A 26,281-nucleotide genomic window follows, 5' to 3' on the forward strand; every position below is an offset into this window, starting at 1 on the left:
GTTTGGAGATGCTCCAAACCTTTTTTATAAGTTCAGCATATTGGATGCCGCATATTTTTCGACGGAAAGGCCGGTCCGGTCAATTTTGGCCGGTTCAACCAGTACATGCGGAAAATGGGCGTGGAGCGTTTCTGCCATGGCCTCTGCTTGCCCGGACGGCACGAGTGAAATAACCGTCGGGCCGGCGCCGCTAATGACCGTCCCGTACGCGCCGAGTGATTTGGTCAGCCGGCGGATCTCCAAAAATTCGGGGATCAATTTTGTCCGGTACGGCTCGTGAAAACGGTCCTGTTCCATCATTTTTCCGGCCAGTTCGTACTGGCCGCTTATGAGCGCCGCAATAAAAAGATTGCTGGCCGCACTTCCTTTTACTGCCTCTTTCCGTGCATAAAAATCAGGAAGCACTTTGCGCGCATCTTCCGTTTTTAACTCATAACCGGGAATAAACAGGAGCAAATCCGCCATAATGTCAAAAAACGGCACGACTTCGACTCGTCCGTCCCCTTGCTCGGCTGAAACAACGAGCCCGCCGAACAAAGATGCTGCGACATTATCCGGATGCCCCTCGATCCGGGAGGCAATGTCCAGCTTTTCCGCAAGCGAAAGCCCGAGATTTCCGGCAAAGTTAGCCAGTTCAATGCCGGCCACAACGGCTGAGGCGCTGCTGCCAAGCCCGCGGGCAAGCGGAATTTCGCTGTCAACAATGACTTTGCACGGGGCAAGCTGCACGCCGTATAAATCCGCAACCTGCCGCGCAATTTTTAAGATAAAAGGGTCGCTGTCTTTCGGAAGCGGCGGCAAAAGGGGTGATACTTGTTCAAAAACCCATTCCTCGCTATCGCGTACTTCAAGCGTTAAAAAACGGTTGAGCGCCATGCCGACTGAGTCAAATCCGGGCCCGAGATTTGCCGTGCTTGCGGGGACGCGGATAACCAGCCTGTTCATACATGGATCACATTTGAAAGATAATCTGTCACAGCTTCTTCCGTTGCCGGCAGCACGGCAGGCCGGACTTCGACTTGGGACATGGCGGTTTGCGGGTCTTTTAGCCCGTTTCCGGTCAGGACAGCAACCACTTTGCTCCCTTTTTTGATCTGTCCCGTTTTGACCTGCTTGATGACACCGGCGATGGACGCACATGAACCCGGTTCGGCGAACGTTCCTTCATTGCGGGCGAGCAGCCGGAACGCATCAAGGATTTCCGGGTCTGACACTGAGTCAATCACGCCGCCTGATTCATCGCGGGCGTTGACAGCCAGTTTCCAGCTTGCCGGGTTGCCGATCCGGATCGCGGTTGCGACCGTTTCCGGGTTTTCGATCACCCGATCCCGGACGATGGCAGCTGCGCCTTCCGCTTCAAAGCCGTGCATTTCCGGCAGGCCGGTTTCGAATTTCTCATTGAACTCTTTGAATCCTTTCCAATACGCGCTGATGTTTCCGGCATTGCCGACCGGGATGGCAAGGACATCGGGTGCTGAACCCAGCTGCTCACAAATCTCGAAAGCCGCTGTTTTTTGGCCTTCCAGCCGGTAAGGGTTAACCGAGTTTACAAGTGTAACAGGCGAAGTTTCGCTTACTTTCCTGACGATTTTAAGCGCCTGGTCAAAATTGCCATCAATTTCCACGATTTCAGCGCCGTACATAACGGCCTGTGCCAGTTTGCCAAGCGCGATTTTTCCGCTCGGGATCACGATGATTGCCCGGATTCCGGCTTTTGCGGCATAGGCGGCCGCAGAAGCGGAAGTGTTGCCGGTGGAGGCGCAGATAACGGACCTGCTGCCGTTTTCGATCGCTTTCGCAACCGCCATCACCATGCCGCGGTCTTTAAAAGAGCCGGTTGGGTTCAAACCTTCAAATTTTCCGTACAATTCCACGCCGAGCTTTTCCGAGAGGCGGGCAAACGGGATAAGCGGCGTATTGCCTTCAAATAATGTCAGTTCCGGTGTTTTGTCTGTGACGGGTAAAAATGATTTGTACTGTTTGAGTAATCCTGGCCATTGATTCATGTTTTTATGCCTCTCCTTCAACACGGTAGTAGCTGTTCACTTCTTTGACAACAGGCATTTCATTTAACTGTTCGAGCGCCTTTTGGAAACGGTCGAGCGACACTTTGTGGGTAACAATGATGATTTCCGCAAGCTCATCGCGTTTATCAGGCGTCTGCAAAATCCGTTTAAAGCTGATATTGAGGGCGCTGAAGGCGGCTGTAATTTTAGAAAATGCGCCGACCTGGTCTTTTAAATGCATACGGATATAAAATTGCCCGTAGCGCTGCTCAGGCGGCATGAGTTTCCGTTCAAAGCGCGGGCCCCTGAGGTTCCGGCCGTTCACGCCGAGCTGCATGTTTTTAATCGCGGCAATACAATCGCTCACGACCGCGGTCGCAGTCGGCATGCTTCCGGCGCCGGGCCCGTAAAACATCGCTTCGCCGATTGCTTCCCCGTTAATATAAACGGCATTGAATTCGTTTTTCACGGAAGCAAGCGGGTGGTTTTGGGCGATAAACGCCGGCTGCACGCTCACTTCAATATGTTCATCCTGGCATTCCGCCAAGCCGATCAGCTTCATCGTATACCCGAGCGTTTTCCCATAATGCAAATCTGCGGATGAAAGATGGGTAATGCCTTCCACTTCCACATCTTCAAGTTTCACATTTGTATAGAATGCGAGCCTTGCCAAAATCGCCATTTTCCTTGCCGCATCCAGGCCTTCCACATCTGATGTCGGGTCAGCTTCGGCAAAACCAAGTTCCTGTGCCTCTTTCAGCGCCTCGTCATAAGAAACGCCTTCATCCATCATTTTGGTCAAAATAAAATTGGTTGTCCCGTTGACGATCCCCATCACTTTTTGGATCCGGTCGGAAACAAGGCCGTCTGTAAGCCCCCTGATAATCGGGATGCCGCCGCCGACGCTTGCCTCATACAGCAAGTCACACTGGTTTTTCCAGGCCAGTTCCTGAAGCTCCGGGCCATAGAGAGCAATTAAATCTTTGTTCGCGGTCACGACATGTTTTTTATTTTCAATCGCCTTGACAATGTACCGGCGGGCTTCATCAATTCCGCCCATCACTTCAACGACGACATCGATTTCCGGGTCATTTAGTATCTCATCGGGATTTGTAGTGACAGAGGCGGGATCAATGTCTACACCGCGGTCCTTTTCGGTGTCGCGCACGAGAATTCGTTTCACCTTTACTTCACGCCCAAGCTGATGGACGAGTTCCTCCTGATGCTGCCGGATCAGTTTGACAACGCCGCAGCCAACGGTTCCGAGTCCAAGCAGTCCGATTGAAACGTCCGATTTCATTTGATCACACCTCTTTATGTATTTTTACAGAAAACAAATGTCTTTGTATAATAGACATTAAAGCATGATTACAGAGGAAGATCAAGTCTTTCTTTTTTAAAAAGTAAGAAAAAGAATCAGACGTGCAGTGCTGGTTGCGGGTGCCGCTCCAGGCAAACTTCGAGGATTTCAGCATTCATGGCGTCGTTTTTTTGGCTTATTTCAAATGCATGCGGGAGAAAGCGTTCAGCCGGCGAGACTGCGGTTTCCCCGCATATATCGATGCCGAATACTTGCTTTTGATCGAGAATGGCCGAAATACAGGACAGCAATTCCTGCTTGCCCATCCTCCCCTGATCCCAGTTTGTCTCGGCAAAAGCCGGGGAAAGGACGTCTTTGTCAATGCTGATATAGACGGTATCTGTTGGAATGGCGGATAAAATCCGTTTCCGGTTTTCAAGATTCCGGCCGTTAAAAGGAAAAATTTGGACGGTTTGTGGCGGGCGGCGATGTGTTTTGAAAGAAGTCGGGCCGATGATGACAACTCTTTTCAGCAGCGGGTTCGTTTTTAAGGCGTAGGAAACCCATGACCCGCATGATAGCAGTGTCTGTTCAAAGCTGTCGTCCATGTCCGGATGGTTGTCGAACAGCACAAGGGTGAACGGTTTCGGCGCTTTTTTTAAAAGCAGGGAGGTCACATAATGGTAGTTGCCACTTCCAAGAAAGGTGATGCCTTTTTGTTTGCGGCGGTCCAGTGCCGTTTCAATTTGGAAAAGCGCCTGTTTTTCACAAAAAAGATTGGTATGGCGGATATGTTTCAGATTAATAGTTTCATGGGGAAAAGACTGGATCCTTTTTTGTTCATCATACGTTTCGTCAAAAGCCAATATCGTGACACCTTTATGCAATAAACCCATCTCTTTCATCTCCTTTAAGAATTCACAGAACGGGTTGAAGCAGGTTCCTTTGAATGGCGGAATATTGAAACGATTTATTATGATTTTATCACATTTTTTTGAAACACGCATCGTTTCCGGCTCAGGCGGGAAGGAGCGGGAAGATGATGATACAGGTAAATTTTTGAAACGGCCACCGGCAAACGCCGTGCTCCCGTGTTCCGTTTGACAGGAAATCTTCATCCGGCTTTTTTAATTGCCGGATTAGCTGGCATGAAAGGCGGAATCGCGCTTGGCCGTATTTATTTTTTTGCATCAAAATAAGCCTCCCTCATGCAGGAAGGCTCATGCTCTATTAAACGATTAAACGATGACCGGCGGTTTGCGCACGAGGCTCAAAATGCCCGCAATCAGGTAAAGCAGCGCCGGGAGCACCCCGAATCCGACGGTGAAAAAGAACACAAGCAATGCACCGATAATAAGCAAAATGCCTGACAGCTTCGGCCTTTTGTTATTCCTCAGTTGAACAGCGGCGACAATGCCGATCACCGTTCCGATGATAAGCACCACAGCAATTCCCCAGCCGAGCGCCTGGATCGTATGAAGGACTGTTTGAAAGTCGGCTTCCCGTATGGAGGCATCATTTTTCAGCTGGTCGATAATACTTTGGCTTTTCATGGCTATCGTAAAGAAGATAACGAGGATTGTGGCAAGTCCGTTTAGCACCGCGCCAATGATGCTCAGTACAATTTCAGCAGTTCGTTTCATTTTTACCACCCCTTTCTTTCTTGTCTATAAAACCCATTCCCTTCCATAAATACGAAAAAAACAAAAAAAGGATTCGGAAATTAGAAATTTTATGTTGTCGCATTCAAGCAGTGTTACAATAAAACTATGAGAACGGGGGTGTTTGGCCATGCAAATTTATACAAGCAAAGAAATTAAGGAAGCCGATGCAAATGCAGCTTCTTTCGGCATGGATACGTTTACGCTGATGGAAAATGCCGGAAGCGGTCTGTACCGCGCCCTTGCACCGCTCCTTTCCAAACGCGACACGATTGCGGTGCTTTCCGGCAAAGGGAATAACGGTGGGGACGGGATTGTACTTGCCCGCTATTTAAAACTGAACGGATACAACGCGGATTTGATCTTTCCTTTAGGCCTGCCGCAAACGAAAGAGGCTGCGCAGCATTTTTCCTATTTTCAATCATGCGGCTTTGAAGCAGCCCCTTTTGACCGTGAGAAACATTATGACTGGATCGCAGACGGGCTGCTTGGCATTGGTACAAGGCTGCCGCTCAGGGATGATCTTGCAGAAGTAACCGATTGGATCAATACCCGGAAGGCAAAAGTGGCCGCCATTGACGTACCGACGGGAGTGGCGGGGGATACGGGTGATGCCGATCCGCATACCGTACACGCAGATTATACGTTTTCTCTCCATGGTTTGAAACCGTCCAGCCTGTTATTCCCTTCTTCCGCTTATTTCGGCGAAACAAAGGCTGTCGGGATCGGCCTGCCGCATACTTCAAAATGGAAAATTTGGTCAGAAGAAGATGTCATCCGTTCGCTCCCCGAAAGAAGCGGCAATGTCCATAAAGGCACATTTGGGACCGGGCTTTTGGTTGCCGGGAGTGACGGTATGCCGGGGAGTGCGGCACTGGCTGCGATCGGCGCCATGCGGATGGGGATCGGGAAACTCTCCGTTTTTACGGAAAGCGGTGTCCGGAATGTGATCGCTACACTCGTTCCGGAAGCGACTTATTTAAAAAGGGATTTTTCAAAGCGGCTTAACGATTTGGGGCAGAAATTTGCCGGGGTGGCCATCGGTCCCGGGATTGAGCCGGATGAGCAGCTGGAGTCTTTCATTCACGGCGTTTTAAAAGAACCGCTTCCTGTTGTCCTCGATGCGGGTGCATTACATAAAAGGACATACCCGAAACGCACGGCGCCGGTCGTTTTAACGCCGCATCCAGGGGAATTTTCAAGGATGGCGGACATACCGACCGGGCAAATCGCTGCAGATAGGATCAGGCTTGCTTCCGCATATGCACAGGAACACGGGGTCATCGTTGTTTTAAAAGGGCAGTACACGGTGATGGCTTTTCCGGATGGCAGCGGCTATGTAAACACAACCGGCAACAGCAGCCTGGCAAAAGGCGGAAGCGGTGATACATTAACCGGCATGCTCTTGGCAAATATATGCACGTATGCTAATATCAAGGAAGCGGTTGCCAATGCCGTTTATATTCACGGGGCATGCGCAGACTTGTGGATCCGGGAAAACGGGTCCGCTACACTCACTGCCCATGAATTTTCCCGGCTGCTTCCCAAAGTGATGCACCAATTGGAAACGGCCGCAAAAGATGCAGGGAAAGCGCCGGGTTTAGGAAACGGTGACCGTTTTATAAAGAGGTGACAAATGATGCAAAAAATCAAGAAGGCGATTATCCCGGCAGCGGGGCTTGGAACACGTTTCCTGCCGGCGACGAAGGCAATGCCGAAAGAAATGCTGCCAATTGTCGATAAGCCGACAATCCAATATATTGTGGAAGAGGCCATTGATTCCGGCATTGAAGATATCATCATCGTAACCGGGAAAGGGAAACGGGCGATTGAAGACCATTTTGACCACGCATTTGAGCTTGAGGACAATTTGATCGCAAAGAAAAAATTTGATCTGCTTGAAAAAGTGCGCCAGCCTGCAGAAGTGGATATCCATTATATCCGGCAAAAGGAACCGAAAGGACTGGGCCACGCGATTTGGTGTGCGCGCAAATTTATTGGGAATGAACCGTTTGCCGTGCTCCTCGGTGATGATATTATTCAGGCTGAACCGCCTTGCCTGAAACAAATGATCGATGTTTATGAACAGGTCCATTCCAGCGTGATTGCCGTCATGGAAGTCGCGCGTGAGGAAACAAACCGTTACGGGATTATTGACCCGCTCGATCAAAAGGGAAGAATTTATGATGTGAAAGGCTTTGTAGAAAAGCCGAAAGTGGAGGAAGCGCCGTCAAATGTCGCCATTATCGGGCGGTATATTTTAACACCGGAGATTTTTGATTTCCTTTCATTGCAGAAGACGGGATCAGGCGGTGAAATCCAGCTGACCGATGCCATTGAACAATTGAATGAAATCCAAAAAGTGTATGCCTATGCTTATGAAGGGAAACGCTACGACGTCGGCGAAAAATTCGGGTTTATCAAATCGACGATTGAAATGGCGCTTTCCCGGGAAGATCTGCGCGATGATTTGCTCCGGTATTTGGAAGATTTGCAATGGAGAATTCAAAACCATCAGATCTGAAACTTGCAGGTCTGCCGGTAAAAACGCCTGTTTCGCGAAATATGCGAACGCAGGCGTTTTTTATCGGGCTGTGCGATGGGGATCGGGATACAACCCGAAGTTCCAGCTAAAATATCGCAGCTTTTGTTGCCTGCTGTAAAAAATCGTCATCGTGCAAATTGGCGCTCGGGCTTGATGTAACTTAAGCTCAACTTATATAGAATGAAATGAAGTTTTTCGCGTCAAAATCAATGACGATCAGAAGAGAGGTTGTTTCTGGCAACCATGAAAAGGAATCCAGTTTCGTTCGGCTTATTTTGCAAGTTCCAGTGCTTTTATGCAAAACAAACCTGATTCATGGTGAAAATCACACGGCCGGATGAAAAAGATGTAAGATAGTAGCAAAAGTAAGGAAAGGATGGCACATTTTGAAAACAGATGACAAAAGATTTAAACAGGCGCACAAAGAAGCATGGATCGGCGTCGGGCTTGTGCTGTTCAATTTTCTCTGGTGGTACGGTTTTGCTTACGGCCTCGGTTCACGGCCGGCCAAACAGTATCATTATATATTTGGCATGCCATCATGGTTTTTTTACAGCTGCATTGCCGGGTATATTGTCGTGACGGCGCTTGTCATCTTCATTGTGAAGTTCTTTTTTAAGGATATCCCTTTCGATGATGAAGAGGGGGATAAGCCATGAACTGGCCGGTATTGGCACCACTGCTCATTTTTTTGCTCATTATTTTTGCCGTTGGTTTTTGGGCCAATCAATACGTGATCAAAACGCAATCTTTTGTACAGGAATATTTTCTCGGAAAACGGCAGCTCGGCGGTTTTATCCTCGCGATGACGATGGTGGCGACATACGGGAGCGCCAGCAGCTTTATCGGCGGGCCGGGTGTGGCGTACACACAGGGGCTTGGCTGGGTGCTTCTTTCTATGGCACAGCTTTCAACCGGCTATTTTGTCCTGATGGTGCTCGGGAAAAAATTTGCGATTATGGCACGCAAATATGAGGCGGTGACGCTGATTGACTTTTTAAAAAGCCGTTATCAAAGTGATGCCGTCGTCATTTTGGCGGCAGCAAGCATTATTATTTTTCTGTTTTCATCGATGACGGCACAGTGGATCGGCGGTGCGCGCCTTGTTGAATCGCTGACCGGATTGTCGTATACGGCGTCGCTCCTAATTTTTGCCGCTTCTGTTACGCTGTTTGTCGTAGTCGGGGGATTTCGCGCAGTGGCGGTGACAGATGCAGTCCAGGGCACGGTCATGTTTCTTGGCACGCTTATTTTACTGGTGGCAACCATTAAAGCGGGCGGCGGGATGGAACCGATTATGCACAAACTTGCTGCAGAGGACCCGGATCTGATTACGCCGTTCGGACACGGGCACAGCCTGAGCCCTGCCTATGTGTCGTCGTTTTGGATTTTGGTCGGGATTGGTGTCGTCGGCCTGCCGCAAATTACGGTCCGTGCGATGTCCTACAAAGATTCCCGGGCGATGCACAGGGCGATCATCATCGGTACCATTGTCATTGGGTTTATTATGTTCGGCATGCATTTTATTGGCGTGATGGCACGTGCTGTCATACCGGGTGTGAAAGTGCCCGATACGGTAATGCCGCTATTAACGATGAAAGTGCTGCCGCCTGTGCCGGCCGGTATCGTGCTTGCTGCTCCGATGGCCGCAATTATGTCTACCGTTGATGCGCTCCTCATTCTCGTCGGTTCCGCGCTTGTCAAAGACCTTTATTTGAATTATGTGAAACCGAACGCATCCGAAAAACAGATGAAAGCGGCAAGTTTCAGCGTGACCGCAGCGATTGCCGTCATTGTCGTGCTGTTGTCGCTCAGCCCGCCGAAATTGATCATATGGCTCAACTTGTTTTCCTTTGGCGGCCTGGAATCCGTTTTTATATGGCCGGTGATTTTCGGCTTGTACTGGAATAAAGGAAACAAGTACGGCGCGGTTTGTTCTATGATACTCGGCATGGGCTCGTACATTCTGCTGGACCGCTTGCATCCAAACCCGTTCGGATTGCATACAGTGGTGCTGCCGGTCCTTATTTCCTGCGCCGGGTTTATCGCGGCGAGCCTTCTCTTCGGGCGCAAGAGAGCTGCCATTCGGGCTGAACGCGATGGGGCATAAAGTAAAAGTACCGGTTCAATTGACACGCGTCATTGCGACTTATTGGGGCCGAGTAAACAGGCGCCTCAAATTGAAATTTTTAGCTAAAAATGTGCGATGTCCGGAAAAAGCTGCAAAATAAGAATCAATCGGGCCGGGACGAATCATCCTCTCGGCCCAGATCTAAAAAATTTTTCGTTGCATCTTTCCCGGATTTGTGATAATATAATGATTGTCATCTGCGGGACATTAGCTCAGTTGGAAGAGCAGCTGACTCTTAATCAGCGGGTCGTGGGTTCGAGCCCCTCATGTCCCATCACGAAGCAATATGATGCACAATTGTGCCATTATATTGCTTTTTTATTTTTATAGAAGTTTTTTTCGCGGATAATCCGGCTAAAAAATAACAAGCGGACATATTCAGGCATACTATATTGTGGTATAATATAATGGTTGCAGGTTTCGCAGCTATTTATGAATCGAAGAAAAAAGGAGATGATAACTGATGGATTCTGACGCGCATCCGAGGTCGTGCATGAAACATAAGCAAGAGGAAGTCTTCATACTGGCCTCGACCAATCCTACAGGTTATCAGTCTCTGGAAGAGTAAAGTATGCTTGAGCTTCCTCAAAAGAGAAGAGGAGGTGGCCTGCATGTTAAATATGTATTTAACGGACGAAAACGGCAAACTGAAGGAAACAGAAACTTTGTCAAAAGGATGCTGGGTGAACCTGGTGAACCCGACAGAGGAAGAAATCAACCAGGTTGTCCAGCAAACGAATATACCGGCCGATTTTATTAAAGACCCGCTGGATGTCGATGAACGCTCCCGTATTGAAAAAGAAGACGATGATATTTTAATCATTGTCGGCCTTCCCGTTAAGGTAAAGGACGATGTGGACTCCGCGCTGTATGATACGATTCCGCTCGGGATTATCGTCACGCCTTTTTATTTCATCACGGTCTGCCTGCAGGATAATCCGATTATCGGAAAGTTTATCCACAGACGGGTGCGCGGGTTTTACACCTACATGAAAACCAGATTTACCCTTCAAATTCTATATGAAGTTGCAAGTTATTATTTAAACTATTTAAAATATATCGACCGCAGATCAAGCCTGATCGAACGCGAATTGCACGAATCGATGCGAAACGAGGAACTGTTCGAACTGTTGAGCCTTGAAAAAACGCTCGTGTATTTCACTACCTCATTAAAAGCCAATAAAATCGTCATGGAAAAAATGACACGGCAGCATTTTCTAAAAGTATATGAAGATGACATGGACTTACTGGATGACGTCATGATTGAAGTCAAACAGGCAATCGAAATGTGTGAAGTGCACAGCAATATTTTAAGCGGCATGATGGATGCCTATGCTTCTGTCATTTCCAATAACGTGAACGGCGTGATGAAATTTTTGACGACGGTCACGATTATCCTTTCCCTGCCAACGATGGTATCCAGCTTTTTCGGAATGAATCTTCACGGCCTGCCATGGCAATCAAGCCCCCATGGGTTTTGGCTGGCGTTTTTGGCCTCTCTGGTTCTTTCCAGTGTTACAGCCCTTATTTTTTGGAAAAAAAGATATTTCTAACACACCTGGGAGATGGATTTGCATAAAATTCATCTCCTTTTCCGTTTCTGCCTTGTGAATGTGCAGGTTTCACAAGCGAGAAGCGGTTTTTTTACGGCAATTTCTATACGTAATTTTGCATAAATATTCAAATATAAAATGTAAGCACTTACAATGTAAAAAGGCGGAAAAAACTTATTTTAATTGAATCATGGCTGGAAAGCAATATTTTAAAGAAAAAAGTTTATAAATGATTTATTCATTTGTCACCAATCTGACACAGCCATAGCATGTGAAATCGCCTATAATAAAGCCATAAAGAAAAGAAACAAATGTAAAACGGCAGAAAATCATGTGAAATACTTCACAAATTATATTTTTTAGTCTATCATGTGAAATTATTCACAAAAACATTTAGAATGGGGGCCACGAACATGGCAATCGATGAAAAAGTTGTTGGCAAATCTGCGCAAATCACGGAAATGGTCGATTCCCTCGTCGCAAAAGGGCAAAAAGCACTGCGTGAATTTATGGAACTGGATCAGGCACAAGTGGACAATATCGTAAAACAAATGGCACTTGCCGGGTTGGAACAGCATATGGTGCTCGCCAAAATGGCCGTGGAAGAAACAGGGCGCGGCGTATATGAAGATAAAATGACAAAAAACTTGTTTGCAACAGAATACATCTATCACAACATTAAATATAACAAAACAGTCGGCATCATTGACGAAAACAATAATGAAGGGATTGTTAAATTTGCGGAACCGGTCGGCGTGATTGCCGGGGTCACTCCTGTAACGAACCCGACATCAACCACGATGTTTAAAGCATTAATTGCCATTAAAACACGCAACCCAATTATTTTCGCATTCCATCCGTCCGCGCAAAAATGCAGCAGCCATGCCGCAAAAGTCATGCTTGACGCTGCTGTGAAAGCCGGCGCGCCGGAAAACTGCATCCAATGGATCGAAAAACCGGCCATTGAAGCGACACAGCAATTGATGAACCATGCGGGTATTTCACTGATTCTTGCCACGGGCGGTTCCGGCATGGTAAAGTCCGCCTATTCGAGCGGGAAACCTGCGCTTGGCGTCGGGCCGGGAAACGTCCCTTGCTATATTGAAAAATCTGCTGATATCAAACGCGCCGTCAATGACCTGATTTTGTCCAAAACGTTTGACAACGGCATGATCTGTGCGTCGGAACAGGCTGTCATCATCGACAAAGAAATTTATGACAATGTGAAAAACGAATTGATTGCAAATCACTGCTACTTCCTGAATGAAGCGGAGAAGAAAAAGGTTGAGAAAACCGTCATCAATGAAAAGACGCAATCCGTCAACAGCGCCATTGTCGGCAAACCGGCCTATGAAATTGCGAAAATGGCAGGCGTGGACGTTCCGGAAGATACCAAAATTTTAATCGCTGAACTTACAGGTGTCGGCCCGGACTACCCGCTTTCCAGAGAAAAATTAAGCCCGGTTTTGGCCTGTTACAAAGCCAACAGCACAAAACAAGGTTTCGAATTTGCAGAAGCCATGCTCGAATTCGGCGGGCTTGGCCACTCGGCTGTGATCCATTCGACAAACGATGAAGTCATTGAACAATACGGCTTAAAAATGAAAGCCGGCCGGATCATTGTCAACTCCCCGTCTTCGCAAGGGGCAATCGGCGACATTTACAATGCCTATATGCCTTCTTTGACACTCGGCTGCGGCACGTTCGGCGGCAACTCGGTGTCCACAAACGTCGGTGTCATCAATCTTTACAATGTAAAAACAATGGCGAAACGGAGAGTCAATATGCAATGGTTTAAAATTCCACCGCGCGTGTATTTTGAAAAGAACTCGGTCCAATACCTGGAAAAAATGCCGGATATCTCAAGTGCCTTTATTGTCACCGATCCGGATATGGTCAGGCTTGGATTCGTTGAGAAAGTACTGTATTACTTGCGGAAACGCCCGGACTATGTGCACTGTGAAATTTTCTCAGAAGTCGAACCGGATCCGTCTATTGAAACGGTTCGGAAAGGTGCCGCAGCTATGGCAAGCTTCCAGCCGGATGTCATTATCGCGCTTGGCGGCGGGTCGGCGATGGATGCTGCAAAAGGCATGTGGCTGTTCTATGAGCATCCGGAAGTTGATTTCAACGAATTGAAGCAAAAATTTATGGACATCCGGAAACGGGTTGCCAAATTCCCGAAACTGGGTGAAAAAGCGCAGCTGGTCTGCATTCCGACCACATCGGGCACCGGTTCTGAAGTGACTTCTTTCGCCGTCATTTCGGATAAAAAGAACAACACAAAATATCCGCTCGCAGACTATGAACTGACACCGGATGTTGCGATCATTGACCCGCAGTTTGTTATGACCGTTCCGAAATCCGTAACAGCCGATACCGGGATGGACGTTTTGACCCATGCGATTGAAGCCTATGTATCCAACATGGCCAACGACTATACGGACGGTCTGGCAATTAAGGCCATCCAGCTTGTTCACGAATACTTGCCGAAAGCATACGCAAATGGCAATGATGCACTGGCACGCGAAAAAATGCACAATGCATCGACTTTGGCAGGGATGGCGTTCTCGAATGCATTCCTTGGCATCAACCATTCACTTGCCCATAAAATCGGCGCTGAATTCCATATTCCGCACGGCCGGGCTAACGCGATTCTGTTGCCGCATGTCATCCGCTATAACGCGCAAAAGCCGAAAAAATTTGCGGCATTCCCGAAATACGAACATTTTATTGCGGATCAACGCTACGCGGAAATCGCGCGCGTACTTGGTCTTCCGGCAAGCACGACAGAAGAAGGTGTCGAAAGCCTTTGCCAGGAAATCATCCGGATGTGCAAACTGTTCAATATTCCGCTTAGCCTAAAAGCAGCCGGCGTGAACCGGGCGGACTTTGAAAAACGGGTTGCCATTATTGCAGACCGCGCATTTGAAGACCAATGCACACCTGCAAACCCTAAATTGCCGCTTGTCAGCGAATTGGAAGACATTTTACGCAAAGCTTTTGAAGGCGTTGAAGCAAAATAATGGCTTTCATTTTGGAAGAGGCGCACTTTACGTGAAGGGAACCGAAGAGGTTTTGGCGAAAACGCTCATGTAGCCCGTGTCTATGAAAAAGAAGCAATTTAAAAATTGTTGATCCGTTAACATAGAGCCCGTCTAAGTGAAGGAAATAGCCAGAATTTTGGCGATCACTTCACTTAGACGGGTTTTTAAGGTAAGGAACGAGGATCTACGTTAAGATAGGGATGATTTCTGGCGGTCTTCCTTAACGTAGAATGGCTCTACGTTAAGAAAGGGGCGATTTTTTTCGATCTTCCTTAATATAGAGCGGGTCTACGTTAAGAAAGCATGACTTTTTTTCGGTCTTCCTTAACGTAGAATGGGTCTACGTTAAGAAAGGGGCGATTTTTTTCGATCTTCCTTAATATAGAGCGGGTCTACGTTAAGATAGGGACGATTTTAGGCGATCTTCCTTAACGTAGAATGGCTCTAAGTTAAGAAAGGGGCGATTTTTTTCGATCTTCCTTAATATAGAGCGGGTCTACGTTAAGAAAGCATGACTTTTTTTCGGTCTTCCTTAACATAGAACACCTCTACGTTAAGATAGGGACGATTTTTGGCGGTCTTCCTTAACATAGAACGCCTCTACGTTAAGATAGGGGCGATATTAAGCGATCTTCCTTAACATAGAACGGGTCTACGTTAGATAACTTTTCTTTTCCATACGGGATAGTGTATGATAAAAGAACTGGAAAAGGAAGGTTAGGGAAAAAACAATGGAACCTACATTCATTCATCATTTACAGCCTTTTTTACAACAGGCATGGAAAAATTCAACGTTTGAACATCCTGCTTCTGTACAGGAAAAAGTGATTCCTGCTGTGCTGGACGGCCGGGATGTGATTGCTGCAGCACCGACAGGATCGGGAAAAACACTCGCCTACCTGCTGCCTGTGCTCGACCGGATGGACCCCGGAAAACAAACGGTTCAAGCTGTCATTCTGGCGCCTTCTAAAGAACTGGTCATGCAAATCCAAGAGGAAGCCGGAAAATGGTCACAGGGAAGCGGAATCCGGAGCATCCCGCTGATCGGCGGCGCGAATGTGAAACGGCAAATTGAAAAACTGAAAAAACACCCGCACCTTGTTATCGGGACGCCTGGACGCATCCTTGAATTGATCCACCAGAAAAAACTGAAAATGCATGAAGTGAAAATGATGGTGCTCGATGAAGGGGACCAGCTGCTCGGAAAGGAATACAGCCGCACGGTCGGACAAATTGTAAAATCCGCCATGCGTGACTGCCAGCTCCTTTTGTTTTCAGCCACTTTGCCTGATGCTGCAGCCCATAAGGCTATGGAACAGATGAAAGAACCCCTGTTGATTCGCATTGCAAAAGAGGAGGCGCGGAGCCCGGTTGAACATATTTATATCGTAAGCAGCGATCCGCGCGACAAAATCGAGCAGTTGCGAAAGATAGCCCGAATGGGGGTCCGGGGACTCGTGTTTTTTAATAATAAATGGGATGTTTCGGTTGCAGTGGAAAAACTCCGGTTCAAAGGGCTGGCCATCGCCGAATTGCATGGCGATATGCGCAAGGAAGAAAGAGAAAAAAGTATCCGGTTGTTCCAAAACGGCGATGTCCCGCTCCTTTTGGCAACGGATGTCGCTGCCCGCGGCCTGGACATTCCGGCGATTACGCATGTGATTCAATTTGATTTGCCGGAAGATGGTTCCGCATATGTCCACCGTTCGGGACGGACAGGCCGGCTCGGTTCAAACCCCGGCACAGTTGTCTCTCTTGTCACGCCGAAAGAAGAAACGGTGTTGAAAAAATATGCAAAAGCGCAGCATGTGGAATTGAGGCGAAAAGACATAAAGCGCGGTGAGCTGGTAGATCCCGAATAGGCAAATCAGTTTTTTTGAATGCGAAAAATTTGTCCGGAGGATGGCTTCATTCCCTGGGCGGATTCCAAAAGCGGGAAGATTATTCTGCTTTAAAAAGATGAAATACAAAGTTTCGTTGTCTTTCATGCCGCAGAAGGCCTGCCGGAAATCGATTCTCCGGCAGGCCTTCTGTTTTGGACTTCCTTTTAATTGGGCATAGGCAATCGTCCAGCTGTGTATTGAGACTTCCTTTTGAATAGGTACCGGCCATCGCCTGGTCGTGTTTTGAGACTTTTATTTGAATGAGTATCAGCAATCGCCCGGTCGTATTTTGAAACTTCCCTTTGAATGGGCATTGGCCATCGCCCGATTGTATTTCGAAACTTCCCTCTGAATGGACATCAGCGGAAGCCGTTTGGGTCGGCAATCGCCCGATTATATTTTGAAACTTCCTTATGAATTAACATCGTCCGGGAGGCTGGCCGGTGACAAGCCGGCTTTTTTAAATACTTTGCCGAGTTCATCGTTGGCTTGTTCCAGTTTTTTGTTCGCAGCATCCAGCGAAGGGTTCGTTTTTTTCAACTCATCCGCTTTCATTTGGTAGGACTGTTGCAAATCTTTTACAGCCGTTTTGATCTCCGATTGATAGCTACTTATTTTGGATGGGATTTTCGTATTTTTAATTTCTTTCACTACATTTTCTGCGGATGACTGCGCTTCCTTCTGCATGGTGGCAAGCTCAGTTTTCGGCGGTTTTTCGTCCGTCTTCGCGATCGCCTGTTCATACGTATTTAAATCCCTGTCCTGGGCATTGATATGATTGGTGAGATTCATATAAAAATTCATCAAAGCTGTTTTTGTGCTGCTTTTTGCCGGTTTCTTTGCCCCGGACTGCCCTGAATTTCCGGAACATGCGCCAAGTGCAAGCACAAGGGCAAGGCTAAAAGTTGCAAACCAAATTTTTTTCATGCTGTAACCCCTTCCTAAATCTGTAAATTTTTAATAGACTTGCAGCACGATCATAGCATTTTTTGTTTCTTATGGTAAATAGGGGAGGAAAAAATAAGATTTATGGAAAAATTTTAATTCATATTTTTGTATCCCGGTTTAGATTTCCGGGGAAGGGGTAGAGGTAGGAAAAAGTGCAAAAAAAACATCGGGAGTTTCCGAAGTTTTTTGATCTCAAAGTCTTTTTGCCCCGACGTACCGCGGTTTCCAGTAAGGATTGCTCAGGCTGTCGATCTTTACGCCCTGCGATACGGAGTGGATGACTTGGTTATGGCCGATATAAATGGCGACATGTGAAACGCCTTTTGAATAAGTATGGAAGAAAACCAGATCGCCCGGTTTTAAATTTGACTTGCTGACTTTTTTTCCTTTTTTGTAAATGCTTGCTGCTGTTCTCGGCAAGCTTTTTCCGTTCTTTTTAAATGTATAACCTACAAAGCCGGAACAATCAAAACCTGATGGGCTTGTGCCGCCCCACCTGTACGGGGTCCCTATATATTTCTTTGCCGTACTGATGACTTTTGACGGGGAATAGGATGCAGCAGCCGCTTGTTTAGCAGGCAGTAAAAAACCGGTTCCCAGCATGAATGCAAGCAGTATTGGAGCTACTTTCTTCAAATTTCCCACCTCTGTCTATGAATCTTGTAATCCCACTATACCAATATTTGTCGATTCTTTGGTTACGCTCACATTAAATAATATTACAAAAACATTACGTATACGACAAAAGTGTGAAAAGTTTGACGGCGTCCGGCATGCGGGGCACGGCATCCTTTTTTGTTCGGGTGAACCATGGATTTTGATATCTAACGTTATTTCTATATAATGGAGTCATGACTTTAAAGCAGAAAGGAACGTTCAACATGATCGTCAAGTCAGAAGCGGATTTGGAAGGACTGAAAAAAATCGGGAGGCTTGTTGCCAGCATTCGCGATGAGCTGAAGGAAAAAGCCAGGCCCGGCATCACAACAAAAGAGCTGGATGAATGGGCAGGCAAGAGGTTTGCAGAAAACGGGGCGGTCTCCGGGCCAAAGGGAGAGTATGACTTCCCGGGTTACACCTGTATCAGTGTAAATGAAGAAGTGGCGCACGGCATTCCGGGAGACCGCGTGTTAAAAGAAGGGGATCTTGTGAATGTGGATGTATCCGGATCGCTGGATGGATATTATGCGGATACAGGCATCTCTTTTGTTGTCGGAAAAGGAGATCCCGAATTATTTGCGCTGTGCGAATGTGCGCAGCTGGCGTTTGACAGCGGCCTGAAAAAAATCCGGGCCGGCAATCGGCAGAATCAAATCGGCCGGGCGGTTGAAAAAGCAGTGTACGACAATGGTTTTGAAGTACTCTTGAATTTGACGGGCCACGGTGTCGGGAAGGCCCTGCATGAGGATCCCGAGTATATTTTAAATTACTATGACCCAGACGATACAGGTTTGTTACAGGACGGCATGGTCATTGCGTTTGAACCGTTTGTCTCGACCGGCGCTGATGAAGTGGTAGAATCGGGCGACGGCTGGACGTATGTAACGCCGGACGGAAGCTTTGTAGCGCAAGTGGAACATACCGTCATTGTAACAAAAGGAACCCCCATCGTTCTAACGCGATAAGCGGTGCGCCGGAGCATTGTCCTCCCTAGAGAATCACCGTTTCGGGCGGCTACAGTGGAATAAATAGCCCGCCTCGTTTTAATCATCAAGCGGGGGTCTGAAGTATGCATTTGGAAAGATCCCGTCGTTTTAACGCAGTAAACGGGGAAATGCCCTGCTCCGGAATACTGTCCCACCCGAAGAATGCACCGTTTCAGGCGGCTGCAGCGGGATCGGATTTAATCGTCAAGCGGGGGTCTGAAGTATGCATTTGGAAAGATCCCGTCGTTTTAACGCAGTAAACGGGGAAATGCCCTGCTCCGAAATACTGTCCCGCCTGAAAAATCACCATATCGGGCGGGGCAGTATAAGCGGGGCCATTCTACCGTTTTAACGCAATTAGCGGGGAAACGGCTTTAATCCGGTGTGCCAGCCAGCCCGCAACCAAGGACAAAATGATGTCTTTTGGCAGGGGCACCGCCATCCACACCCAGGCAATTTTGTAGCTGAACGCTTGTGGGGCCTGCGCCCATATTTTGTACGCGGCGTACATCCAGTTGGTCCCAATCAAATAGTTTAAAATCAGGCCAATGATTGCCGCAATAAAGTACGTTGTCAAGTTTTGGCGTTTTTCCACAATCTTGCCCGTTGCCCAGGCTGCGGGGATAAAGCTAAGAATAAATCCGAATGTTGGGCTTAAAACGGTTTGAAACCCGCCGCTGAACTGCGCAAAAACCGGTGCTCCCAGTAAGCCGATCAGCATATAGGCGACCATCGAGATCGCTCCAAGCCTGCTGCCGAGCACTAAACCTGCCAGCACGGCAAAAAAAGTTTGCAATGTGATCGGCACCCCGCCGATAACAAGAAACGGCGCAATGGATGTAATATTTGCCCCAATGGCCATCAGCGCCGCAAACATACCCGCATAACAAAGATCAATGGCACGGAATTTTTTCGCTGCCATTTTTTCACTCCCCTTTTTTCCTTTATCTATTAATAGATTAAAAAACTGCGGCATATATGTCAACCTAAAAATAAAATTGGTTTACATATTTCGGGCTTTGTGTCTTGAAGTTTACTGTAACGTAGAGGGGAGTGACATGGTTCCAAAACACCGAGTGTTGTCAATAATATAGTGAATCAAATCAGTGGGGAGGTCTTCTTCTCTCACTAAAGGCGAAGGTCTTTGTCATCCTAATCGGATTTTTATCCACCCTAAAAGGTTTAATTGTGTCTTGACTATTGGATTTATATATGGAATAATTTGTCTATTAAGAAGATGATCTGTATATTTTTTGAAATTTTTTCAAAACGATTCTTCGTTCAGTACCGGGAAGTTTTTTAAATAGTATTTTTAAAAACTTAAAAAAGTTTGGTGATATCAATGGGTCAATCCTCAACACGTAGAAGCTTTTCATCCGTTATATATTTAGTTGTCGGTTTACTGGTTACTTTTATTCAGCGTACACCAGTGTACTGGGGTGCATTCATCGTCCTGTTTTTTATGTCCTTGTATAATATTTATAAAAAACCAAGCTTAGGGAATATTCTTTTCTACATCATTGCTTATTTACTCCTTTTTGCTTATCTATGGTTTTTTATATTACATTAAGTTAAAAACAGGGCAGGTAGAGGGGGAGACACATTTATTAGGATGGAAGAGGTGTTTTTATCATTCCCACTTCCACTCCTTATGAAGAATACGGGTATGTTGCTGCTTTTTATTTTGTTTAATTCCATTTTCTGAACGGTGTTTGAACTTCCTCTGGTCACTTCCTTAAAAACTTCCTTCAAAAACCAACCAATTATTCCTTAGCATTCGCTTCGGCAACTTTTCAATACATTTAGGGAAATATAGGCTGGCATAATCAACCAAATCCATGACATGCAATCCCAAAATGGCGCATTCCTGTATAATCGTATTCCCCTCTAATTGTTTCATAATGATAAAAGGAATTCACGCTTTATATCTTGAAGTTTACGTTAACGTAAATTGTATGATAGAGGCAAATGGGAAGGAGAGGGGTGTATGACCTGCAAAATTTCTGAACTGGCAGCCGAATTCGGGGTATCCACGAGGACCATCCGCTATTATGAAGAGCTTGGGCTGTTCAAGCCAAAAAGAAGCCAAAATGGCAGGAGATGCTATTCGAAAAAGGACTACACCAGGTTAAAGCTCATTTTCCGCGGGAAACAACTGGATTTTTCTTTGGATGAGATTAAAGAAATGATCGAACTGTTCGATTGCGACCGCTCCGGCATAAAACAACTCGAAAAAACGATCGAGTATGGCAAACAAAAACGCCGGGAAGTTGCACAGCAAATTCAAAACCTCCAGGAACTTCAATCCGAACTGGAAAAATATCTGGCAGAATTTGAAACTCGTTTAAAACGCTTAAAGGAGGAGCAGGGATGAATATTTCTGAACTGTTGGCGCGGAATGCAAGAAAGTACCCACAGCAGGAAGCATTGGTTTCGCCTCGTGAACGGCTGAATTATCAGGAATTAAATGTCAGAGTAAACCGTTTGGCGCATGCCCTCCAAAATTGTAACTTCAAGCAGGGAGACAGGGCGGTCATCGTGATGCCAAATACAAATGCGTTTGTCATTGCCTATTTTGCCGTGATGCGGCTTGGCGGTATTGTCGTGCCGGTTAATGCCAAATCAAGCCGCGCAGAACTGGAGTATATGTTGGACGATAGCGGAGCAAACGTGTTATTTGTCCATGAGCTGCTTTTTGAGGAACTCAAAGAAGCAACTTTTCCTCCCCATCTCGTAAAAATAAAAACAGGCGAACGTGTGACAGGCTGTCAAATTTTTGAAGAAATGATTAACCATTCGCCTGAAACGGAGATCCGGTGCCGGCTCAAAGAAGACGATGATGCTTCTATTCTTTACACATCGGGCACAACTGGGAAGCCAAAGGGTGTTTTGTTCACCAACCGCAATATTTTGTCCGCCGCCTGGATGATGTGTGTGGAAATGGCAATGAAACCGGAAAGCAGAATCCTGCACATGATGCCGCTCAGCCATTCAGCGCCTCTTCATCTCTTTTTGGTTGCAGGCACGGTTGTAGGCGCCACACATGTGCTTTCGCCTGTATTTACACCGGAAGCATTGGTGGAAACTGTAGAAAAAGAACGAATCACCCATTTCTTCGGTGCCCCGGTGGCCTATTTGTTCACGGCAAAACTGCCGAACTTGCAGGATTACGATTTATCCACCATGAAGTATTGGGTATACGGCGGTGCGCCGCTTTCCAGACCGGAAGTGGGCCTGATTCAAAATGCTTTTCGGTCGGACCGGCTCGTGTGCGTATATGGCCTGACAGAAGCGGGGCCGAACGGGACATTGCTGCTGCCTGAAGAACACGCGGAAAAAGCTGGAAGCATCGGTAAACGCGCTGCACTTGGCATGGAAATCCGGCTTGTGAATGAAAAAGGTGAAGACGTAGCGGCGGGGGAAGTCGGGGAAATTGCGTTGTACGGGGAAAGCGTCATGAAAGGATATTTCCGGAAACCAGAAGAAACGAACCGCGTATTTCAAAATGGCTGGCTGTTAACTGGCGACATGGCGAGAAAAGATGAGGAAGGGTACTACTGGGTAGTGGACCGTAAAAAAGATATGATCCTCTCAGGCGGTGTAAACGTGTACCCGAAAGAGATCGAGGACGTATTGGTTACCCATCCGAAAATAAGGGAAGTTTCTGTGATCGGTGTTCCGCATCCGGAATGGGGGGAAACGGTCAAAGCTTTTCTCGTGCTGGCAGAACCGATGGACAATATTGAAGAATAATGCAAACGCTTTCTGAAGGGCAAACTGGCATCCTATAAAATTCCGAAGTTGTACGAAAGAATAGAAGAACTGCCGAGGAACGCCACGGGAAAAATCCAAAAACAAGTATTGAGGGGGATGGCCAATGAACTTTTACCATGACGATCCGAACCTGGCACGGCTTTTGAAACAATATTTGGATCCGCTGTTTTTTGATTGGGCAGAAAAGGAACTGGCCGAATTCGGGGAAATGTGCGCCGGAGAAATTGACGAACGGGCGACCCACACGGACCGGGAAGGCCAGCCCAAGCTGATCAAATATAACCGCTACGGGGAAGATGTATCGAGAGTGTGGGTAAATGAGGGTTATTTTAAAACGGTTGAGCAAGTGTATAACAAAGGTATTGTCGGATATGTCCATAAACCCATTCCGGCATTGGGACAAAAAGGCAATTATGTGTATGCGTTTGCGCAAGGTTATTTGCTGTCGCAATCAGAACTCGGGTTTTATTGTCCGGTCACATTGACGGCAGCAGCCTCCTATTTGCTTGACCATTATGGCAGCCATGAACTGAAACAAACCTATTTGCCGCAGCTGATTTCAACAGGTGAAGCGGAGCGCTACGAAGGTGCCACTTTTTTAACGGAACGCCAAGGCGGGTCAGACGTTGGCGCCAATGAAACAAAAGCCGTTTCGGAAGACGGCTGTTACCGGCTTTACGGCGAAAAATATTTTGCCTCTAATGTGGGCATGTGCGGTGTAGCCATGGTGCTTGCAAGGCGTGAAGGGGCCCCGTCCGGAACAAAAGGGCTAAGCTTGTTTTTGGTGCCCTGGGAAAAAGAAAACGGCGAGAAAAACGGCATCTATATCCGGCGTTTGAAAGATAAGCTCGGCGTGCGCGCGGTGCCTTCGGGCGAGGTGGTATTTGACGGGGCAAAAGCTTACTTGGTTGGCGACCCCCGCAAAGGCTTTTACTATATGATGGAGGCCCTAAACCTTTCGCGCATCTGCAATGCCGTTGCTTCGATCGGCATCATGCGCCGGGCATACCGGGAAGCGCGGGCCTATGCGCTGAGACGGACGGCGTTTGGCAGCCGGCTCGCAGATTATCCAATGGTAAAAGAAACCCTTGTCAAAATGGCAGCCAAACAGGAAGTGGAAACAAGCGCTGTTTTCCGGCTTGCCACACTTTTTGACCGGACGGCTTCCGGCAAGGCGGATGAAAAAGAAAACATCATGGCAAGGCTTCTCATCGCCATTTTGAAAATGGAAACAGCCGAGCAGGCCATCCATTTTGCCCATGAAGCGATCGAAATGCACGGCGGAAACGGCTATATCGAAGACTTTGTAACGCCAAGGCTTTTGCGTGATGCCCAGGTGCTTACTGTCTGGGAAGGGACCGCCAATATTCTCGGCCTTGAAGTGCTCCGCCTGATGCGGAAATTTAAAGTGCACGACATTTTTATCGGCATGATGCGGGAGAAAATAGATCAGCTGCAGGCCGGTACATGGCTATCTGCCGGACTGGAGCAACTCGAAGAAACTTGCCGTTTTGTCATGGAGGCGAAAGAGGAAGCCGTGCAAACGTACCATTGTAAAAAAGTGGCCAGGCAAATGGTTAAAATATATGAAAGTGTCACAGCCCTCGAAGACGCACTGGCCGGGCAGCGGCAAAAATGGATCGCGGAAGCCTATCTCAGGCTGGCTTGGCACGACCCGCTTGCCATCGATCCGGAACTGGCGCTTGTGAAACATTTTGAAGAGATTGTGATGGAAAAAGTGCCGGCAAATGAAGGAAATTAATTGTCACCCATCGGCTTTTAGGCGAATACACTAAATGGAAAAAGCCTGGATAAAGAGGTGGTCCATTTGTATTGGCAGAAGCCAGATATGTATTTTTCCCGGACGGAACCGGGTTACCGCATTCATCCGCAAAAATATGCCTTTCCGCCCCAGCACCAGCCAAAACAGCCGGGGATTGAAAAACTGATGCATCCGCGCGCCCGCAGATTGAAGACCCGTCCTATAAGGGATCTGGAAAGCTTGAAAATAAAGTGGCGATTGTAACCGGCGGGGACAGCGGGATCGGCGCAGCTACCGCGATTGCGTTTGCAAAAGAAGGCGCGGATGTAGTGATTCCGTATTTTTCCAATTATGAAATAGAAGATGCGAGCCGGACAAAGCGGAGGATCGAAGCGCTCGGGCAGCGTTGCCTGCTGATTCCGGGGGACCTAAAAGATCCGGAGCATTGCCAAAACGTTGTGAAGCAAACGGTGGATACATTCGGACATCTGGATGTGCTTGTGAACAATCATGCCATGCAGTTTGTGCAGAAGGATTTGCAAGATATTACGAATGAACAATGGGATTTTACCTTTAAAAACAATATTCACAGCTTTTTCTACTTGGTCAAAGCCGCATTGCCGTATTTGAAAGCCGGCAGCTCGATCATTTTTACCAGTTCTGTCACGGCGTATGAAGGAAGTCGAAATTTGATCGATTATTCTGCAACAAAAGGGGCAATTGTGGCTTTCACCCGGTCTTTGTCGCAAAATCTGGTGAGAAAGGGCATCCGGGTCAATGCGGTGGCACCGGGGCCGATTTGGACACCGCTGATTCCGTCAAGCTTCTATCCGGAACAGGTTGCCAAATTCGGCCTTGATGTGCCAATGAAGCGGGCCGGCCAGCCGTATGAACTGGCTCCCACTTATGTTTATCTCGCATCCCGTGATTCCAGCTATGTGACCGGGCAGGTGCTGCATGTAAACGGCGGGACGATTACGGATTCTTAATGGCAAGGGAGCGTGCTGTGCAAATCGACTGCACTCATGCGAAATCACAAGCGGCCGAGGAAACGGGTGAATGAAGATATAGCAACCTGATGCTGGCGTATCAATAGCGGCAAGCCGGTCTGTTGTGCACGCTGGGATCCGCCCGAAAAGGAAATTAGAAAACTAGCGGTGCGCTTTTTCCGTATCCGTGTATAACTCATCCAAATATTGCGCGGTAAAGTCGACGAGCGCCCGCTGTTTGATAAGTTTTGACGGGGCAGCGCCGATAAAACCGGTTTTAACTTGATGGCTGCGTTCAAAGGCGCGGCCGATTTTATTGAATAAATCGGAGTTTTCCTCATAATCTTCGTATGATTGCCAGACCCTTTTTCCGTTTATTGTCATCGCGCAGCTCTGCGTACACCGTTTTGTATGCTTGGACCTGGATTCGCCGAGATGCATGGATGTATTGGCGTGGTAATCGACACCGAGCAGCAAAATACAGCCATCTCGGTCATAAATCTGGGCGAGCGGGGATTTTTCCCCGAACGGGAAGTCGAGCGAATGTCCGCTCAAAATTGATTTTGCTTCCCGTCCCCAAGCAGTAAACGAACAAGTTGGATGATGGCTTCTTAAAACCCCCGGAAACGTCCGAAAAAGCTCGGCAACCCGGCCCATGCCGTAAGTCGGCGTGACGGCGGGATCGAATGCAGGCATAGAGCGGCGGATTTCTTCCCACCAAGCTTCTGGAACGGGCGGGTTTTCCCAAAAGGCGGGGTCGGTATTATTCGCTGTTTGGGCCGGCATCACAATGGTGCCGCGCTCTGTTACCACTTCCATTAAAGCCAGAATGACGGCAACCTCTCCCCCGCAAACCCAGCCGAGCGCGCTTAAAGACGAGTGGACGATAACCACCATACCTTCTTTCAGCCCGAGCTTGCGAAAATCTGTCACTAATCTTTCTTTTGTTACGAGCATTTGTTTTTGACGAATCACGTTTTCTTCTGTCACAGGAGCGCCTCCCATCTCTGCTGATTTATTTGTAATGATTCTCCAG

The 26,281-nt window shown here is 47.5% G+C and carries 19 protein-coding genes, 1 tRNA gene and 2 pseudogenes; 13 read left to right on the forward strand and 9 right to left on the reverse strand.

Annotation, left to right across the window (positions count from 1 at the left end; genetic code table 11):
• Positions 1 to 24: 24 nt before the first annotated feature.
• From thrB to NSS95_RS03005, 5 genes are all read right to left on the reverse strand, one after another.
• Positions 25 to 945, reverse strand: a complete 921-nt coding sequence (gene thrB / locus NSS95_RS02985) for a homoserine kinase (RefSeq protein WP_035189445.1) — start codon at positions 943 to 945, stop codon at positions 25 to 27.
• Positions 942 to 2,006: a threonine synthase gene (thrC, locus tag NSS95_RS02990; protein WP_014095998.1), complete on the reverse strand. Its 1,065-nt coding sequence runs from the start codon at positions 2,004 to 2,006 to the stop codon at positions 942 to 944. Before thrC ends, thrB begins: the two co-directional genes overlap by 4 nt.
• A 4-nt stretch (positions 2,007 to 2,010) precedes the next feature.
• A complete protein-coding gene (locus tag NSS95_RS02995) occupies positions 2,011 to 3,306 on the reverse strand; it encodes a homoserine dehydrogenase (RefSeq protein WP_014095997.1) in 1,296 nt (431 codons plus the stop codon).
• Positions 3,307 to 3,422: 116 nt separating this feature from the next.
• Positions 3,423 to 4,202 (reverse strand): arginase family protein, encoded by a 780-nt coding sequence (locus tag NSS95_RS03000; RefSeq protein ID WP_035182353.1) that lies wholly within the window; start codon positions 4,200 to 4,202, stop codon positions 3,423 to 3,425.
• 342 nt (positions 4,203 to 4,544) lie between these two features.
• The gene (locus NSS95_RS03005) at positions 4,545 to 4,949 is read right to left on the reverse strand and encodes a DUF4064 domain-containing protein (protein ID WP_035189447.1); all 405 of its coding nucleotides are present in this window, start codon (positions 4,947 to 4,949) and stop codon (positions 4,545 to 4,547) included.
• 148 nt (positions 4,950 to 5,097) lie between these two features.
• On the opposite strand from NSS95_RS03005, the gene NSS95_RS03010 reads away from it, so the two are divergent.
• The 8 genes from NSS95_RS03010 to NSS95_RS03045 all read left to right on the forward strand — a co-directional run bounded on the left by NSS95_RS03010 (position 5,098) and on the right by NSS95_RS03045 (position 16,105).
• Positions 5,098 to 6,600, forward strand: coding sequence for a bifunctional ADP-dependent NAD(P)H-hydrate dehydratase/NAD(P)H-hydrate epimerase (locus NSS95_RS03010; protein WP_035189448.1), 1,503 nt, complete (start codon positions 5,098 to 5,100; stop codon positions 6,598 to 6,600).
• Between the two features lie 3 nt (positions 6,601 to 6,603).
• Positions 6,604 to 7,491, forward strand: coding sequence for a UTP--glucose-1-phosphate uridylyltransferase GalU (galU, locus tag NSS95_RS03015; protein WP_013858519.1), 888 nt, complete (start codon positions 6,604 to 6,606; stop codon positions 7,489 to 7,491).
• 407 nt (positions 7,492 to 7,898) lie between these two features.
• Positions 7,899 to 8,171, forward strand: a complete 273-nt coding sequence (locus NSS95_RS03020) for a YhdT family protein (protein WP_017551968.1) — start codon at positions 7,899 to 7,901, stop codon at positions 8,169 to 8,171.
• A complete protein-coding gene (gene panF, locus NSS95_RS03025; RefSeq protein WP_014095990.1) occupies positions 8,168 to 9,622 on the forward strand; it encodes a sodium/pantothenate symporter in 1,455 nt (484 codons plus the stop codon). The genes NSS95_RS03020 and panF overlap by 4 nt, the downstream gene beginning before the upstream one ends.
• A gap of 222 nt (positions 9,623 to 9,844) precedes the next feature.
• Positions 9,845 to 9,917 (forward strand) — tRNA-Lys (locus NSS95_RS03030).
• A 337-nt stretch (positions 9,918 to 10,254) separates the two neighbouring features.
• On the forward strand, positions 10,255 to 11,196 hold the full coding sequence (locus NSS95_RS03035) for a magnesium transporter CorA family protein (protein ID WP_035189450.1): 942 nt from the start codon (positions 10,255 to 10,257) through the stop codon (positions 11,194 to 11,196).
• A gap of 413 nt (positions 11,197 to 11,609) precedes the next feature.
• On the forward strand, positions 11,610 to 14,222 hold the full coding sequence (gene adhE / locus NSS95_RS03040; protein WP_035189451.1) for a bifunctional acetaldehyde-CoA/alcohol dehydrogenase: 2,613 nt from the start codon (positions 11,610 to 11,612) through the stop codon (positions 14,220 to 14,222).
• A 752-nt stretch (positions 14,223 to 14,974) separates the two neighbouring features.
• Complete coding sequence (locus NSS95_RS03045) at positions 14,975 to 16,105, forward strand: DEAD/DEAH box helicase (protein WP_014095986.1); 1,131 nt, start codon at positions 14,975 to 14,977, stop codon at positions 16,103 to 16,105.
• Positions 16,106 to 16,537: 432 nt separating this feature from the next.
• Here NSS95_RS03045 and NSS95_RS03050 read toward each other — a convergent pair whose 3' ends face one another.
• Both NSS95_RS03050 and NSS95_RS03055 read right to left on the reverse strand, forming a co-directional pair.
• On the reverse strand, positions 16,538 to 17,053 hold the full coding sequence (locus NSS95_RS03050; protein WP_014095985.1) for a hypothetical protein: 516 nt from the start codon (positions 17,051 to 17,053) through the stop codon (positions 16,538 to 16,540).
• A gap of 213 nt (positions 17,054 to 17,266) precedes the next feature.
• Positions 17,267 to 17,710 carry a C40 family peptidase gene (locus NSS95_RS03055; protein WP_014095984.1) on the reverse strand — a complete coding sequence of 148 codons (444 nt, stop codon included), beginning with the start codon at positions 17,708 to 17,710 and terminating at the stop codon, positions 17,267 to 17,269.
• 245 nt (positions 17,711 to 17,955) lie between these two features.
• Between NSS95_RS03055 and map the strand changes: the two genes are divergently transcribed.
• Positions 17,956 to 18,699: a type I methionyl aminopeptidase gene (map, locus tag NSS95_RS03060; RefSeq protein ID WP_014095983.1), complete on the forward strand. Its 744-nt coding sequence runs from the start codon at positions 17,956 to 17,958 to the stop codon at positions 18,697 to 18,699.
• Between the two features lie 361 nt (positions 18,700 to 19,060).
• On the opposite strand, the gene NSS95_RS03065 is transcribed toward map, so the two are convergent.
• A complete protein-coding gene (locus tag NSS95_RS03065; RefSeq protein WP_014095981.1) occupies positions 19,061 to 19,642 on the reverse strand; it encodes a biotin transporter BioY in 582 nt (193 codons plus the stop codon).
• Positions 19,643 to 20,707: 1,065 nt separating this feature from the next.
• Here NSS95_RS03065 and NSS95_RS03070 point away from each other — a divergent pair.
• The 4 genes and pseudogenes from NSS95_RS03070 (at position 20,708) to NSS95_RS03085 (ending at position 25,245) form a co-directional block, all read left to right on the forward strand.
• On the forward strand, positions 20,708 to 21,094 hold the full coding sequence (locus NSS95_RS03070; RefSeq protein ID WP_014095980.1) for a MerR family transcriptional regulator: 387 nt from the start codon (positions 20,708 to 20,710) through the stop codon (positions 21,092 to 21,094).
• A pseudogene (locus tag NSS95_RS03075) lies at positions 21,091 to 22,614 on the forward strand (class I adenylate-forming enzyme family protein). Before NSS95_RS03070 ends, NSS95_RS03075 begins: the two are co-directional and overlap by 4 nt.
• Entirely contained in the window at positions 22,598 to 24,256 is a 1,659-nt protein-coding gene (locus NSS95_RS03080) for an acyl-CoA dehydrogenase family protein (RefSeq protein WP_061577636.1), read from the forward strand. The pseudogene NSS95_RS03075 and the gene NSS95_RS03080 overlap by 17 nt, the downstream one beginning before the upstream one ends.
• Positions 24,257 to 24,343: 87 nt before the next feature.
• A pseudogene (locus NSS95_RS03085) lies at positions 24,344 to 25,245 on the forward strand (SDR family oxidoreductase).
• A gap of 162 nt (positions 25,246 to 25,407) precedes the next feature.
• Here NSS95_RS03085 and NSS95_RS03090 read toward each other — a convergent pair.
• Positions 25,408 to 26,235 (reverse strand): aminoglycoside N(3)-acetyltransferase, encoded by an 828-nt coding sequence (locus NSS95_RS03090; RefSeq protein ID WP_014095976.1) that lies wholly within the window; start codon positions 26,233 to 26,235, stop codon positions 25,408 to 25,410.
• Positions 26,236 to 26,281: the final 46 nt, after the last annotated feature.

The organism is Weizmannia sp. FSL K6-3076, from assembly GCF_038007245.1.
GTDB classification, from domain to species: domain Bacteria; phylum Bacillota; class Bacilli; order Bacillales; family Bacillaceae_C; genus Weizmannia; species Weizmannia faecalis.

Coding starts and splice junctions, on each gene's coding strand:
- thrB (WP_035189445.1), bottom strand. CDS start 945: ATGAACAGGCTGGTTATCCGCGTCCCCGCAAGCACGGCAAATCTCGGG.
- thrC (WP_014095998.1), bottom strand. CDS start 2,006: ATGAATCAATGGCCAGGATTACTCAAACAGTACAAATCATTTTTACCC.
- NSS95_RS02995 (WP_014095997.1), bottom strand. CDS start 3,306: ATGAAATCGGACGTTTCAATCGGACTGCTTGGACTCGGAACCGTTGGC.
- NSS95_RS03000 (WP_035182353.1), bottom strand. CDS start 4,202: ATGGGTTTATTGCATAAAGGTGTCACGATATTGGCTTTTGACGAAACG.
- NSS95_RS03005 (WP_035189447.1), bottom strand. CDS start 4,949: ATGAAACGAACTGCTGAAATTGTACTGAGCATCATTGGCGCGGTGCTA.
- NSS95_RS03010 (WP_035189448.1), top strand. CDS start 5,098: ATGCAAATTTATACAAGCAAAGAAATTAAGGAAGCCGATGCAAATGCA.
- galU (WP_013858519.1), top strand. CDS start 6,604: ATGATGCAAAAAATCAAGAAGGCGATTATCCCGGCAGCGGGGCTTGGA.
- panF (WP_014095990.1), top strand. CDS start 8,168: ATGAACTGGCCGGTATTGGCACCACTGCTCATTTTTTTGCTCATTATT.
- NSS95_RS03035 (WP_035189450.1), top strand. CDS start 10,255: ATGTTAAATATGTATTTAACGGACGAAAACGGCAAACTGAAGGAAACA.
- adhE (WP_035189451.1), top strand. CDS start 11,610: ATGGCAATCGATGAAAAAGTTGTTGGCAAATCTGCGCAAATCACGGAA.
- NSS95_RS03045 (WP_014095986.1), top strand. CDS start 14,975: ATGGAACCTACATTCATTCATCATTTACAGCCTTTTTTACAACAGGCA.
- NSS95_RS03050 (WP_014095985.1), bottom strand. CDS start 17,053: ATGAAAAAAATTTGGTTTGCAACTTTTAGCCTTGCCCTTGTGCTTGCA.
- map (WP_014095983.1), top strand. CDS start 17,956: ATGATCGTCAAGTCAGAAGCGGATTTGGAAGGACTGAAAAAAATCGGG.
- NSS95_RS03065 (WP_014095981.1), bottom strand. CDS start 19,642: ATGGCAGCGAAAAAATTCCGTGCCATTGATCTTTGTTATGCGGGTATG.
- NSS95_RS03070 (WP_014095980.1), top strand. CDS start 20,708: ATGACCTGCAAAATTTCTGAACTGGCAGCCGAATTCGGGGTATCCACG.
- NSS95_RS03080 (WP_061577636.1), top strand. CDS start 22,598: ATGAACTTTTACCATGACGATCCGAACCTGGCACGGCTTTTGAAACAA.